The sequence below is a fragment of the Mesorhizobium sp. BE184 genome (assembly GCF_031457045.1).
Taxonomy (GTDB): Bacteria; Pseudomonadota; Alphaproteobacteria; order Rhizobiales; family Rhizobiaceae; genus Mesorhizobium.
Genome location: NZ_JAVDVU010000002.1, coordinates 252,878 through 265,855 on the forward strand (window position 1 = coordinate 252,878; position 12,978 = coordinate 265,855).

Sequence of the window (12,978 nt, forward strand, 5' to 3'; positions counted from 1 at the left end):
CGGCTAACCTTCGGCCTTTCGGGTGCGTGCAATCTCAAGCAGCCTCTTACGATCGTGGCCATGCTCGGCGATCAATTCCCTGGCCTGCTTCGGTGACAGGTCGGTGTTTTCGGCAAGAAACCGCACATCCGGATCGTCGCCGCCGGGCGTCGGAAGCCTTTCGCTCTCGTCGGCCATGTCCTTCCTTTCAGCGCTGTCCGAAGCCTTGACCCCAGCGGGGTTTTTCCCATTCGAAATTCGAACGGACAGCGCCGCATTTCGTTCCGTCTCTGTCAGAGGCGGGAACCCGTCTGCGCATCGAACAGGTGAACATCCACAGGGTCGATGCGGACCGATACGGCCTGCCCGAGGCGCAGCACCAGTCCGCGTTCGCGGAACAGGCAGGAGAGCGTTTCGCCGGAACACCGCAGCCTCGTGAAGATTTCCGACCCGGTCGCCTCGACAAGCAGCGCCTCACCACTGATGCCGGCGGTCGCGAAATGAATGTGTTCGGGCCGGATGCCATACAAAACATCACGCCCCTCAGCTGCACCCGCCGCAGCCGCCGAGACCGGCAGTTCCAACCCCTTCGTGCTGACGAAGCGGCCGCTCCCAACCTTGCCGGCAACGAAATTCATCGCCGGGGAGCCAATGAAGCCGGCCACGAACATGTTGGCTGGCCACTCGTAAAGCTCCAGCGGTGCGCCGGCCTGCTCGACGATGCCGTCATGCATGACGACGATCTTGTCGGCCATGGTCATCGCCTCGATCTGATCATGGGTAACATAGACCGTCGTGGTGCCGAGGCGCTGGTGCAGGCTCTTGATCTCGCCACGCATCTGTACGCGCAGCTTGGCATCGAGGTTGGATAGCGGCTCGTCGAACAGGAAGACCGACGGATCGCGCACGATGGCGCGTCCCATGGCCACGCGCTGGCGCTGGCCGCCCGAAAGCTGCCGTGGATAACGTTCGAGCAGCTTTTCGAGACCGAGAATCGCGGCCGCATTGCTGACACGGCTCGCGATTTCCGCAGCCTCGAAATTCTTGATGCGCAGCGCAAAGCCCATATTGTCAGCGACAGTCATGTGCGGATAGAGCGCGTAGTTCTGGAATACCATGGCGATGTCGCGGTCACGGGCGCGCAAAGCATTGACGACGCGGTCGCCGATCCTGATCGTCCCTGAGCTGATCGTCTCCAATCCTGCGATCATGCGCAGCAGGGTCGATTTTCCGCAGCCAGATGGCCCGACCAGCACGACGAACTCACCATCGCTGATATCCACGGACACGCCGCGAATGACCTTGACCGAGCCGAATTCCTTGCGGACGTCCTGAATTTCAACAGAGGCCATTCTCACCCACCCTTTACGGCGCCGGCCGTGAGGCCCGCCACGATCTGCCGTTGCGCGAATATGGTCAGCACCAACACCGGCAGCGTCACCACCAGCGCCGCGGCCGCCAGTGGCCCCCAGCTCACCTGTTCGTAAGACAGCATGTTGTAGACGGCGACCGGCAGCGTCCGCGTCTCGCGGTTGGCGAGCACGACGCCAAAAACGAAATTGTTCCAGGAGAAGATCACCGACAGGATCAGCGCCACGACAATGCCGGGCTTGGCGATGGGAAGCGCGACGAGCCGAAAGACCTGCCAGGAGCTGGCGCCGTCAATGCTCGCCGCTTCTTCCAGTTCCATCGGTGTTGTCTCGAAGTAACCGATCATCACCCAGACAACGATGGGCACCGTCACCACCAGGTGGATAATGATCTGCGGCCAGATTGTGCCGACGAGACCCACCCACTGAAACAGCAGATAGAGCGGTATGAGATAGGAAAGACCCGGCGTCATGCGGGCGATCATGACCACGACAGCCGCCTTGTCGGCTTTGAGCCGCGCAATTCCGTAGCCGGCAGGAACCCCGATCAGCAAGGCGAGCAGCGTAGCCGTGCCGGTCACCAGGATCGAATTCCACAGATAGAGGAAGAAATTGTTCTCGCGGAACACCTGCACATAATTCACCCAGGCGAAACGTTCGGGGATCAGGATCGGCGGATAGGCGCCGTTGTCGATCTCGAACTTCAGCGACAGCGAAATCATCCAGATGAAAAAAAGGATCGCCGGCGAGACCATGACCAGCGCGACGAAGAAGAGGCCGAGGCGGTTGAGGAAGCTGGTGTTCATTTCCCTTTCACCTCCGACCATTGCATGCGCTGGCGCAACATCAGGAGGACGAGCGAAAGCGCCACGATGATGATGAAGAAGATGATCGCCATCGCCGACGAATAGCCGATGTCGTAGTAGGCGAAGGCGGTGTTGTAGAGGTAGATGTTGATCGTTTCCGAAGCCGTTCCGGGACCGCCCTGGGTCATGGCGAAGATGATGTCGAAGCTCTTCAGCGCATCGATGGTGCGGATGATGGCCGCGACCATGATGAAGGGCATGATCATCGGCAGCGTGATAAAACGGAACTGCTGCCAATAATTGGCGCCGTCGATCTCCGCGCTTTCGAAAGGTTCGCGCGGCACCGAGGCCAGGCCGCCGAGCACGATCAGCATCACCAGCGGCGTCCACTGCCAGGTCTCGACCGCGACCAGCGAAGGGATGACGGTGTTGGGATTGAAAATCCACTCCTGCGCCGGAATGCCCACCAGCGACAGCAGATAGTTCAGCACGCCGAGCTGCGGATGGAACATCATCGTCCACACCAGCGCGATGGCCACCGGCGTCGCCATCATCGGCATGACGAAGATGGCGCGAAGAAAGCCTCGCAGCGGAAAGCGCGCATCGAAAATCAAAGCCGCGAGCGTGCCGAGAAACAGCGGCGCAACGACTGACAGCAGCGTGTACCAGAGCGTGTGGACGAGCGATTCCCAAAAGCGCGGGTCGCCCCAGAGACGGACGTAGTTTGCCGCACCGACGAAGCTTCGCGGTTGGCCGAGCGTCCACTCGTTGGCGCTCATCCAGATGGTGAACACCCACGGAAAGACGATGACGGCCAACACCACAACCAGCGCAGGCAGGACGAACGGCCAGTAGTTCGGGGCCAGCCGAACCGGCTGGCCCTCGACTTCGTAAGCGGTGGGCGCGGTCGCGTCGGCCATCAGGCCTTTTCGCTCTTTTCAAGCACCGGCTTGAAGGCTTCCGTCGCCTTCTTGAGTTCGGCGGCAGGATCGCCGCCGGAAATCAGATTGGTGAGCGCCACGCCGAAAGTATCGCGGAATTCCGTCACAGGAACGATGACCGGCAGCGCCAGCCGGCTGATCTCGCCGGACCCCGCGACAGCGTCGACCCACTCGCCCGGCATGGTGACGCCCTCGCGGACCTTCTGATCGCCGAGTATGGACTTGCGGAACGGCACGCCGGCGCCTGCCTGCAGCAGCCGTGCGCCCATGATCGGCGAAACAGCCCATTGGCAGAACAGATAGGCGGCCTCCTTCTTCTCGCTGGCGGCGGTGACGCCGATGCCGTCGCCGAAGGTGCCCGACGCATGCGCTTTGGGGCCTTTCGGCATGACGCCATAACCAACCTTGCCGACGACGCGCGATTTATTTGGGTCTTCGAGCGGTGGCGCGAAGCCGACGCCATCGAACCACATGCCGATGCGGCCCTGAAGGAACGCTGATTGCGATTCCGCCCAGTTGAACCCTGCGACGCCGGGAGGAGCCGAGACCGTCATCAGGCGTTTGTAGATGCTCGCCGCCTCGATGGCTTCGGGGGTTTCCGTCTGCAGCACGCCTTTATCGACGGTATATTTGTCGAAGCCGAGCATCAGCGAGGTCCAGACCGGCACATTGGCGTTCTTCAGCCCGCGCGCAACGAAGCCGAATGTGCCGGCGTCCTTGTCGGTCAGCGCTTCGGCGGCCTTGGTCAACTCCTCGAAGCTCGCCGGGTATTGCAGGCCCTTCTTCTCGAACAGGTCCTTGTTCCAATAGATGATCCAGTAGTCGACCGAGAACGGCAGCGACCGCAGCGCGCCATCGCCGTCCTTGGCGAACTCCAGACCGGCCTCGGCGAAATCGGCCTCGGTGAGTCCGGGATCGGTCAGCGTCGGGTCCTTGACGAAGCCGCCGATATCGGCGAGCCAGCCGCCCTTCTCAAATTGGCGCTTCTGCACATGATAGGACAGGTGAACAACGTCGAAGCTGGGTTTCCCGGCGCTCAGTTCGATCACCGTCTTCTGGCGCTGCTGCTGTTCAGGTGTGGCCTCCGCGTTGACCTTGATGCCGGTGAGTTCTTCGAACTCCGACATGTATTTCAGCAGCGTGTCGCTGCGCGGGCTCTTGACCAGATTGACCTCGAGCGTCTGGCCGGAAAACTTCTTCCAGTCGACCTCGGCGGAAAATGCCGGTCGGGCGCCGATAAGACCCGCGGCACCCAGGCCGGCGGCGCCGGCAAGGAACTCGCGTCTGCTTGGCTTGAATGTCTTGAACGTCATGTCTTCCTCCATCGTTTTTTTAATTGTGGACATTCCACCGACCCGCGAACACGCCTCCTCCCGGCGCAGCCCAAGGCGGCATTCGTCAGATATCGACAGCCCTCCGCCGCGCGACTTCAATGTGTTTGGTGATGGCCTGCGCGGCCGCATCCTCATCGCGCCGCTCGAACGCCGCTATGATCTCCAGATGCTGACCCATCACCTCCGGAATCATCGGCACATAGAGGCGCGTTTCCGCCAGCCTGATCAGCTTTATCTTGAGCCAGTTCACGCGATAGGCGTTGGAGAGTATCTCGTTGTTCTGCAGTCCGATGATCGCCTCATGCAGGCTCAAATCGACCGCCTCGGCGTCTTGCATGAGGTTGGCGGCATCGCCGTTCTCGTGCCTGTGCAGGATGCGTTCATGGCTTTCGCGCAAGGCGGCGATCGCATCATCGGAAGCGTCGCGCGCGAACAGGCGCGCAGCCGGCTCCTCCAGAAAGGCGCGGAACTGGTACGCATTGCGAACCAGAGCGAGATCCACCTGCGGAACCTGCATGCCGCGCTGCGGCACCGTGCGGATCAGCCCTTCTGCCTCGAGTCGCGGCACAAGTTCCCGGATCGAGCCGAGAGGAAAACCGGTGATCGCGACCAGTTCGCGCTGGGTGATGAACTGTCCCGGCTTGATCTGCTGCTCCAGCAGGCTCCTGGTGTAGCCGACATAGGCCTTGTCCCGGAGGTTCTGGCTTTCAGACGGAGGCGTTGCCGCGGGACTGTTCACCCTGTCGTTTCCTATGCCGCAAGGATAGCATCAAAGGCGTCCGCCGCCTTTTTGGCAAGCGCCGGCTCGAGATCGCTGATCGGCGGCCGCACCTTGCCAAAGCGGGCATCCTTGCGGACATGGCCGGTCAAAGCCTTGACCGTGGGCAGCACCGGGAAGCTGGTTATCATATCGACCAGCCGAACTACCTTATCGCTGTCCTTGCCTTCGTAAATCACCGGGCGGAGCAGCGCCGGCGCCATGTTGGCGAGACCACAGATCGAGCCTTCTGCACCGGTCCTGACGGCGCGGGCCAGCAGCCGTTCCTCGCCGATCAGGATCGCCAGATCGCCATGCTCCGCCAGGAAAGCCTCAGCATCCTCCCATCTGCCGGAGGAATCCTTGACCCCGGAAATGACGCCGGGAAAAGCTTTTCTCAGCCTCGACACCAGCGACACCGATATGGGCACGGAGGTCTGGCCGGGTATGTGGTAGAGGATGACGCCGCGTGCCGAAGCGCCGATCTTTTCGATCGTGCGCGAAAACCATGCATAGAGACCTTCGTCTTCGACGCCTTTCAGATAGAAAGGCGGCGCGAACAACAGACCGCGGGCGCCGGCGTCAAGAGCGACACGGGATTGGGCGACCGCGTCGTCGGTGGTGACTGCCATGACACCGGCATAGACCCTTTTGGCAGGCTCGATGCCAGCGCCTGCAAGGGCGCCCATGACCGCGGCGCGCTCCATCAGGCTAATGCCGTAACCTTCCCCGGTCGTGCCGAAAACAGTGACGCTGTCGCAACCTTCCGCAAGCACGTTGCGGGCATGGGTCACAAGTCGGGCAAGGTCGATGCCTCCACCCTCGTCAAAAGGCGTAATGAGCGCCGCCGACAATCCGAAAATCTCTTTTGAACGCATGTTTCCGCCCTGATGCCACACCTAACATGTTAGCGACATGTCAAGTAGTGTCAAGGCTCGATATTTCGACGAAGGAGTAGCGGCACGGTCGCCGTGAACATGCTCAAAATGGCATGGGACTTCGCCTATCGACTTCGAAGCCGTTAGATGTGCAGGCCCGAACCACGCAGGTCGCGGGACTGATTTCGCCCGCAAGCCTGCCCCGCCAGACGGTGCAGGAAGGCGACCAGCAACTCCCCTGCGGCAGCAAGTTCGCCACCGTTGTCGAGCCTCAGATCGGGAACCGGATGCTCGAATGCATAGGCGGAGCGCGCCAGTCTGGCGACGATTTCGGCTCTGGTTTCACGGCCTCGCGCCGACAGCCTTTGAGCCAACACCTCTGGCGCTGCGTGAACCAGCACTACGGCGATGTCCTCGAAACGCGCCCGGATTGCCGGGAGCGCGCCGCGCGACCCGTTGGCGACGGCGATGCCGCCATTGGCGGTATGCGCGCGCGCCGTATCGGGAATGCCATACTTCAATCCATGGGCTTCCCATGTCACCGCGAAAACGCCGGACGCCGCAGCCGCCTCGAATGTGGCGGCGCACATTGCATCGTGATCTTCGGCGGTGGCGTCAACCTGACGCGTCACCGCGCGGCGGACGAAATGGAGAAGGGGATCGCCGGCCAACCGCGTCTTGGCATAGTCCATGAGGCTGTCCTTGCCGGCACCACTGGGGCCGACAATCACGACAAGCTTTCCGGTCCGCCCGCAAGCAGGGCCGGCATCCTGAAGGACATCGCGCTCAGGCAACGCGCCGCCCCTCTCGCCAGACAGATCGTACGACGGGGACGCCCTGCTTGTGGCGAACCCTGACCAGATCGGCCCGCAAACCTTCGGCGATGAGGCCGCGGTCTTCCAGCCCCACGGTTCGCGCCGGCGTTGCCGTCACCAACCGGATCGCCTGCGGCAAGTCCATGCCGCCCTCCTCCGAAGCCAGCAGGAACGGCGCATGGATGAGGCTGATCGGCACGTAGTCCGACGAGAGCACGTCCAGAACGCCGGCATCGGCCAGTGACTTGGCCGAAATATTGCCGGAATGCGACTTGCCACGCACGATGTTGGGCGCGCCCATCATCACGGACATGCCCGCCTCGTGCGACGCCTGGGCCGCCTGGATGCTGGTCGGGAACTCCGCCAGCCGAACGCCGAAGCCTTTCGATTCTTCGACATGCTCAAGCGTCGCGTCGTCATGGCTGGCGATGGCGATGCCGCGATCGTTGCAGGCCTGCGCAATGGCCTTGCGATTGCCGGCCGAATATTTCGCCGAATCCTGCTGCCGGCGGGCCATGAAGCGGTCGAATTCCGCGTCGCTCAGCCCGACCTTTTTCTTGTAGTAAAGAATGTACTGGTCGAGTGTCGCGAACTGCCGCTGACCCGGCGCATGATCCATAAGCGAGGCCAGTCGCACCTGCGGATCGCCTCGGAAATCCTCGAAATGCTCCAGTACGTTGCCGGCCGAAACTTCGCAGCGCAGATGGATCAGGTGACTGGCGCGCAGCCGCTCCTCGTTGCCTGCCTGCTCGATCGCATGGCCGATGGCGCGCATCTCCCCCTTCAGAAAACCGCCGTCTTCATCCGAGCCCAACCGCAGGCAATCGAAGACGGTTGTGATACCCGAACCGACAACCTGGGCATCGTGCGCCTGCAGGGCGGCCATGCTGTCCCACCGCACGCCCGGCCGTGGCGAATAGTGGGATTCCAGATGGTCCGTATGCAATTCCACCAGACCGGGAACGATATAGTCGCCCTCCATGTCTTCGCCGCCTGTATGCGGCCCGGCAGCGGCACCGCAGATCATGCCGTCGCGGAGAACCACAGAGCCGGAAATGATTTCGTGTTCGAACACCAGTTTCGCGTTTTTGAGGACGGTCTCTTGCATGTCAGGCGATCTTTCTCGCCGTCGCGGCGGCGAATGCGTGGCGGCTCAAAACGACGAACGGAGCGCCCGTTTCCGGTTCGTTGAAAATGCACAGGCTTTCGACCGATATCGGCTCCGCCAGCACCGGTTCGAACCAGGCCTGCAGGGCAGCCTGCACGGGGGCTTCCTCCCCGGCATCGACCGGGCCGGTCAGCGTCATGTGGAAGCGGAATTCTTCCTTGACGTATGGGTATCCGTAGCGAAGCAGGTACGCCTGCTGCCGCGCCGTCAGGGCGTCCGGCTTGCGTCTTGCGATTTCGGCTTCGTCCAGCGGCGCCCGCAACGGGTTGAAATGATCGACCGCCGAAGCGGCAAGAGTATCGATCCGGCTGTCTCTACGCTCGGGCAGAGGGCGAAGAAACGGCCGATCCGCACGATTTCGAGCTTCGGCAATTCGAAGGGTCTCAGATCCGCGCAGAAGGTTTCGGCCAAGCGGCCAAGCTGGTCCGGCGTGGCGGCGGGGCTCAACCTGAACGGTGCGACCAGCGTGCCGTGGAAACCGTAGCGACGCGGCTCTCCGACGAGACGTTCTCCCTGCAGCGCGGTCACTCCGGAGACGTGCGGCAAAGGCTGCATGCCGCCGCTGAAGGCGTCACGGCCCAGCCAACGCGACGCGGCCGCGGTCAGCGGGTGCGAGGGAGGTGGCGTAAAATACAGGGCGTATCGCATGGCCGATTCACACTTCAGAGAAACAGCTTGCGCAGCTGTTGCGACAGAAGGTCGATCAACGAGACCGTCACCAGCATGATGATGAGCATTGCCGCGGCCTCGCCATAGTAGAAGCCGCGAATGGATTCGAAGAGGACCTGGCCGATGCCGCCGGCGCCGATGACGCCGAGCACCGTTGCGGCGCGGACATTCGATTCGAAGCGGTAGAGTGCATAGGAAACCCACAGCGGCATGACCTGGGGGATGACGCCGAAGACGACCTCCTGCAGGCGAGTCGCGCCAGTCGAGCGGATCGCCTCGACGGGCCGAGGATCGACAGCCTCCACGGCTTCGGAGAAAAGCTTGGCCAGGATGCCTGTGGTGTGGATGAACAGCGCCATGACGCCAGCGAACGGTCCAAGGCCGACGGCGACCACGAAAAGCACCGCAAACACCAATTCGTGGATGGAGCGGAATATGTCCATGAGGCGGCGGACCGGCTGGACGATGTACCAGGGCGCCATGTTGCGGGCCGAAAGCACCCCGAAGGGGATCGCGAGAACAGCCGCCAGAAACGTACCCCACAGCGCGATCTGGATGGTGACGCCCATTTCCGCGAGATAGTAGCGCCATTCGGAGAAGTTCGGGTTCGCAAAACCCGCCGCATAGCTGGCCATGTTGTCGGCATCGGTGAACAGATAAGTCCACCGCGACATCTCGGCTGGCCCCCAGCTCCAGATCAGCAGGAGCGCCAGGGCGATCCAGATGAAGGCTGTCCACAGCGTGCGCGTCCAGTCGCGCGCGATTTCCGGGCGAGGCGCCTTGAGGGGAGGACTGTCGGCGAGATGCGTCATGTGTGCCTCGAATGCATGACGCCGGCCGGATTTCCGGCCGGCGCAGCGTCAGAAGATGTCAGCTCTGGTTGCTGGCCTTGATCTTGGCTTCGTAGCCGTTCTTTTCGGCTTCTAGCTTTTCGATCTTGGCCTTCTTGTCATCCGCCGAGAGCTTGGTGTCGGCCTCGATCTTGGCGATCGACTTGGTCAGCTCCATCACGCGGATCGGCAGCAGCTGATCGTTGCTGGATTCGCGGAAGGGCGCCCATTCAAGACCGGCCAGGACTTCCCTTTCCTTGGCTGCATCGCCCTTCGACTTGTCGGTGCCGTAGGTGAGGAAGAAATCCTTGATCTTGGCCTTCGTCTCCGCGGAAAGATCCTTGCGCCAGACGATCGGATCGGCCGGGATGAGCGGCGATTTCCAGATGATCTTGATCTTGGCGAAGGCTTCCGGATTGTTCTTTTCGATCAAAGTCATGTTTTCGGTGTTGTTGGCGGCGGCGTCGAGCTGGCCGTTGGCCACCGCCATGGCGTTGGTCTCATGGTTGGAATTCGTGACGTTCTTGAAGCAGGTCTTGGGGTCGACCTTGTTGGCCACAAAGATGAAGGTCGTCGGCACCAGGTAGCCGGAGGTCGAATTCACATCGCCTAGACCGAAGTTCAGCGACTGGTCGCATTTCAGCAAATCCTCGACTGAATTGAGCTTGCTGTCCTTGGGCGCCAGGATCAGCGACCAATAGCCGGGCTCGCCTTCGACGCTGACCGTCTGGACGAAGACTTCGCCTTCGGCGCGATCGACCGCTTCCATGGCCGACTTGTTGCCGTACCAGGCCAACTGCACCTTCTTGAACCGCATGCCTTCGATTACGCCGGAATAGTCCGATGCGAAGAAGGGCTTGATGTCGAGGCCGGTGCTCTTCGCCATATCGGCCAGGAAGGGCTCCCATTTCGGCTTCAAATTCTGCTGGGATTCGGTCGATATGATGCCGAAATCGATCGTGTCGGCATGGGCCGCAGTCACCGTGAGGGCAAGCGTGGCCGCCGCTAAGGTCTTCAAAAAGACGTTCATGGATTTTTCCTTTTGGGTTCGGGGATTGTTCAGGCTGCAAACACGCCGGCTGGCTTCAGAACCGGGCTGACGGGACGGGACGGGGTTTTCTTCGGCGCCTCGATATCCGGAAGGACCAGTTCCTCGGAACCGTCGCCGTAAAGTTCCACCAGCATGGCGTTGGTCAGTTCCGCCGATGGGCCGTCGAAGACGATGCGACCGTCGCGAAGGGCGATTGTGCGCGGGCAATAGCGGCGGGCATATTCGACCTGATGCAGTGAGACGACGCAGGTGATGCCGTTTTCCCGGTTCACCGTCGCCAGCACTTCCATGACGCGCCGCGCCGAAGACGGATCCAGCGATGCGATCGGTTCATCGGCGAGCAGGATTCGGGACTTCTGCACCAGTGTGCGGGCGATGGCCGCGCGCTGCTGCTGGCCGCCGGAAAGCGTCGAGGCGCGCTGCCAGCCAACTTCCGGGATGCCGACCCGCGCCAGCGCTTCACGCGCTGCTCGTTTCTCTTCGCCCGTGAACAGGCCGAACGTGCCCCGCCAAAGCGAGATCCGTCCCAGATTGCCGAGCAGTACATTCGAAAGCACCGACAGGCGTCCGACGAGGTTGAACTGCTGGAACACGACGCCGACATCGCGGCGCAGCCGCCTGGCGCCATGCGCCAGCCGTCCGCCGCCCTGGATTTGCGAACCCATGATGTCGATCGCCCCGCCGCCATACTGCGCCGTCTCCAGGCCGCAAATATGCCGGATGAGCGTGCTCTTGCCGGAGCCAGACGCGCCGATCAGGGCGACCATTTCGCCGCTGCCGATGTCGAGACTGACATTGTCCAGCGCCAGCTTCTTGCCAAATGTCTTGGAGAGATTTCTGATGGATATGGCACCCATTGCGGTCTTTCCTTTGTTGATTGCTGGCGGTGACGATGATGATGGGCAAAAACCGTTCCGGCTGCCGTTATCCGCCCGATGTCCCGAGCGGTTGGGCCCAGTCCTGCTCCGCAACTAACGGTCGCCCGTGACGCGGGGATTGCGGTCCGATGTCAGTTTCATGACCGTCCACAGGCGCGTGATGCGCAGCCGCCGGTTCGTAGCGGTCGAGAAATTGCTCGGCCGAAAGGGTGCGGAAATCTTCCAACCCGGCGCGTAGCTGCGCATGATCCCAATCCCACCAGGCCAGAGTGCGCATCCTGGCCGCGATGTCGGCCGGAAACCGCATCCGGATAAGTCGGGCCGGCACGCCGCCGACGATCGCGTAGGGCGCGACATCGCGGGTGACGACGGCGCCAGATCCCACTACAGCGCCATCGCCGATGGTAACGCCGGGCAGGATGACGGCGCCGTGGCCGATCCAGGTGTCATGGCCGATGACCACCCGCTTGGCGCGGCGGGCGGCGAAGAAATCCGGCTCGTGTCCGGCGTCCTCGAAATAGTCGCCGGCGCGATAGGTGAAGTGGTGCAACGTCGCCCGCGTCATCGGATGATGCGTGGCATTGATGCGAACGGATGCAGCGATGTTGGCGAACTTGCCGATGGTGACGCACCAAGTCTGGCAGTCCTGCATCAGATAGGAATAGTCGCCGAGAACGGTTTCGGAGAGGCGGCAGCCTTCCCTGACCTCGGTATAACGGCCAAATTCGCAATCCTCGACCACGGCGGTTGGATCGATCCGAGGCGTTTCTGACAGGCGCGGCATGGTCAGGCAGCCCTCCGGTCGGGTGCGAAGCCTGCAACGTCGATGATTGTATCGGCGACAGCGGCACGCACTTCCGCGTCATGGAATATGCCGAGAACGGCTGTACCGGCCCGCTTCTTCTCGTCGATCATGTCGACCACGACGGCGCGGTTGGCGGCATCGAGCGAAGCGGTGGGCTCATCCAGCAGCAGGATCGGATGATCGGTGATGAAACCGCGCGCGACATTGACGCGCTGCTGTTCACCGCCGGAAAATGTCGCCGGCGGCAGACGCCACAGCCGCTCCGGCAGGTTCAGCCGGGCCAGCAGAACCGCCGCCCGTTCCGTCGCGGCGCTGCGCTCGACGCCGCGATCGACCAGTGGCTCGGCAACGATGTCCAGCGCGCCGATGCGCGGCACGACGCGCAGGAACTGGCTGACGTAACCGATGGTGCGCTGCCGAACCTCGATCACCTTACGCGGCGATGCCGTCGCCAGATCGATGTCCTCGCCGTCATGCCGCACCCGTATCGATCCGCCGTCGGCGGCATAATTGCCGTAGAGCATTTTCAGGATCGAGCTTTTGCCGGCGCCAGAGGGACCGCCGAGGACGGCGCAGCGGCCTGACATAAGCTCGAAACTGGCTCCGGAGATGACCGGAAGCGCCAAACCGCCGCGCAGATGCATGGTGAAGGTTTTCGAGAGGCCGGAAACGGAAAGCAAAAGTGACATCGACGCTG

Annotated in this window: 13 protein-coding genes and 2 pseudogenes; all 15 read right to left on the reverse strand. The window is 62.2% G+C overall.

What is annotated here, in order from left to right; all coding sequences use genetic code 11:
• Nucleotides 1-3: 3 nt before the first annotated feature.
• The 15 genes and pseudogenes from J2X35_RS09375 to phnL all read right to left on the reverse strand — a co-directional run bounded on the left by J2X35_RS09375 (nucleotide 4) and on the right by phnL (nucleotide 12,970).
• Nucleotides 4-177 carry a hypothetical protein gene (locus J2X35_RS09375; protein ID WP_200946430.1) on the reverse strand — a complete coding sequence of 58 codons (174 nt, stop codon included), beginning with the start codon at nucleotides 175-177 and terminating at the stop codon, nucleotides 4-6.
• 95 nt (nucleotides 178-272) lie between these two features.
• Nucleotides 273-1,331, reverse strand: coding sequence for a sn-glycerol-3-phosphate ABC transporter ATP-binding protein UgpC (locus J2X35_RS09380; RefSeq protein ID WP_310184576.1), 1,059 nt, complete (start codon nucleotides 1,329-1,331; stop codon nucleotides 273-275).
• Between the two features lie 2 nt (nucleotides 1,332-1,333).
• A complete protein-coding gene (locus J2X35_RS09385; protein WP_310184578.1) occupies nucleotides 1,334-2,155 on the reverse strand; it encodes a carbohydrate ABC transporter permease in 822 nt (273 codons plus the stop codon).
• A complete protein-coding gene (locus tag J2X35_RS09390) occupies nucleotides 2,152-3,075 on the reverse strand; it encodes a sugar ABC transporter permease (protein ID WP_310184580.1) in 924 nt (307 codons plus the stop codon). The genes J2X35_RS09385 and J2X35_RS09390 overlap by 4 nt, the downstream gene beginning before the upstream one ends.
• Nucleotides 3,075-4,409 (reverse strand): ABC transporter substrate-binding protein, encoded by a 1,335-nt coding sequence (locus tag J2X35_RS09395; protein ID WP_056116452.1) that lies wholly within the window; start codon nucleotides 4,407-4,409, stop codon nucleotides 3,075-3,077. The genes J2X35_RS09390 and J2X35_RS09395 overlap by 1 nt, the downstream gene beginning before the upstream one ends.
• An 85-nt stretch (nucleotides 4,410-4,494) precedes the next feature.
• Nucleotides 4,495-5,169: a GntR family transcriptional regulator gene (locus tag J2X35_RS09400; RefSeq protein ID WP_056114767.1), complete on the reverse strand. Its 675-nt coding sequence runs from the start codon at nucleotides 5,167-5,169 to the stop codon at nucleotides 4,495-4,497.
• Between the two features lie 11 nt (nucleotides 5,170-5,180).
• Complete coding sequence (locus J2X35_RS09405; protein WP_310184583.1) at nucleotides 5,181-6,065, reverse strand: dihydrodipicolinate synthase family protein; 885 nt, start codon at nucleotides 6,063-6,065, stop codon at nucleotides 5,181-5,183.
• A 143-nt stretch (nucleotides 6,066-6,208) separates the two neighbouring features.
• Nucleotides 6,209-6,796: a phosphonate metabolism protein/1,5-bisphosphokinase (PRPP-forming) PhnN gene (phnN, locus tag J2X35_RS09410; protein WP_244478797.1), complete on the reverse strand. Its 588-nt coding sequence runs from the start codon at nucleotides 6,794-6,796 to the stop codon at nucleotides 6,209-6,211.
• Nucleotides 6,797-6,851: 55 nt separating this feature from the next.
• Nucleotides 6,852-7,988, reverse strand: coding sequence for an alpha-D-ribose 1-methylphosphonate 5-triphosphate diphosphatase (locus J2X35_RS09415; RefSeq protein ID WP_056114761.1), 1,137 nt, complete (start codon nucleotides 7,986-7,988; stop codon nucleotides 6,852-6,854).
• A gap of 1 nt (nucleotide 7,989) precedes the next feature.
• Nucleotides 7,990-8,696, reverse strand: a pseudogene (locus J2X35_RS19845) (DUF1045 domain-containing protein).
• 14 nt (nucleotides 8,697-8,710) lie between these two features.
• Nucleotides 8,711-9,529: a phosphonate ABC transporter, permease protein PhnE gene (gene phnE, locus J2X35_RS09430; protein WP_056114756.1), complete on the reverse strand. Its 819-nt coding sequence runs from the start codon at nucleotides 9,527-9,529 to the stop codon at nucleotides 8,711-8,713.
• 58 nt (nucleotides 9,530-9,587) lie between these two features.
• Nucleotides 9,588-10,577: a phosphonate ABC transporter substrate-binding protein gene (gene phnD, locus J2X35_RS09435; RefSeq protein ID WP_310184586.1), complete on the reverse strand. Its 990-nt coding sequence runs from the start codon at nucleotides 10,575-10,577 to the stop codon at nucleotides 9,588-9,590.
• 29 nt (nucleotides 10,578-10,606) lie between these two features.
• Nucleotides 10,607-11,455, reverse strand: a complete 849-nt coding sequence (phnC, locus tag J2X35_RS09440) for a phosphonate ABC transporter ATP-binding protein (protein ID WP_310184587.1) — start codon at nucleotides 11,453-11,455, stop codon at nucleotides 10,607-10,609.
• Nucleotides 11,456-11,654: 199 nt separating this feature from the next.
• A pseudogene (locus tag J2X35_RS09445) lies at nucleotides 11,655-12,260 on the reverse strand (DapH/DapD/GlmU-related protein); the annotation flags it as partial.
• A gap of 2 nt (nucleotides 12,261-12,262) precedes the next feature.
• Nucleotides 12,263-12,970 (reverse strand): phosphonate C-P lyase system protein PhnL, encoded by a 708-nt coding sequence (gene phnL, locus J2X35_RS09450; protein WP_310184589.1) that lies wholly within the window; start codon nucleotides 12,968-12,970, stop codon nucleotides 12,263-12,265.
• Nucleotides 12,971-12,978: the final 8 nt, after the last annotated feature.

What these genes read in the sequence shown, in the direction of transcription:
- J2X35_RS09385 (WP_310184578.1), bottom strand. Translation starts at nt 2,155, where the DNA reads ATGAACACCAGCTTCCTCAACCGCCTCGGCCTCTTCTTCGTCGCGCTG.
- J2X35_RS09380 (WP_310184576.1), bottom strand. Translation starts at nt 1,331, where the DNA reads ATGGCCTCTGTTGAAATTCAGGACGTCCGCAAGGAATTCGGCTCGGTC.
- phnC (WP_310184587.1), bottom strand. Translation starts at nt 11,455, where the DNA reads ATGGGTGCCATATCCATCAGAAATCTCTCCAAGACATTTGGCAAGAAG.
- phnD (WP_310184586.1), bottom strand. Translation starts at nt 10,577, where the DNA reads ATGAACGTCTTTTTGAAGACCTTAGCGGCGGCCACGCTTGCCCTCACG.
- J2X35_RS09405 (WP_310184583.1), bottom strand. Translation starts at nt 6,065, where the DNA reads ATGCGTTCAAAAGAGATTTTCGGATTGTCGGCGGCGCTCATTACGCCT.
- phnE (WP_056114756.1), bottom strand. Translation starts at nt 9,529, where the DNA reads ATGACGCATCTCGCCGACAGTCCTCCCCTCAAGGCGCCTCGCCCGGAA.
- J2X35_RS09390 (WP_310184580.1), bottom strand. Translation starts at nt 3,075, where the DNA reads ATGGCCGACGCGACCGCGCCCACCGCTTACGAAGTCGAGGGCCAGCCG.
- J2X35_RS09375 (WP_200946430.1), bottom strand. Translation starts at nt 177, where the DNA reads ATGGCCGACGAGAGCGAAAGGCTTCCGACGCCCGGCGGCGACGATCCG.
- J2X35_RS09395 (WP_056116452.1), bottom strand. Translation starts at nt 4,409, where the DNA reads ATGACGTTCAAGACATTCAAGCCAAGCAGACGCGAGTTCCTTGCCGGC.
- phnL (WP_310184589.1), bottom strand. Translation starts at nt 12,970, where the DNA reads ATGTCACTTTTGCTTTCCGTTTCCGGCCTCTCGAAAACCTTCACCATG.
- J2X35_RS09415 (WP_056114761.1), bottom strand. Translation starts at nt 7,988, where the DNA reads ATGCAAGAGACCGTCCTCAAAAACGCGAAACTGGTGTTCGAACACGAA.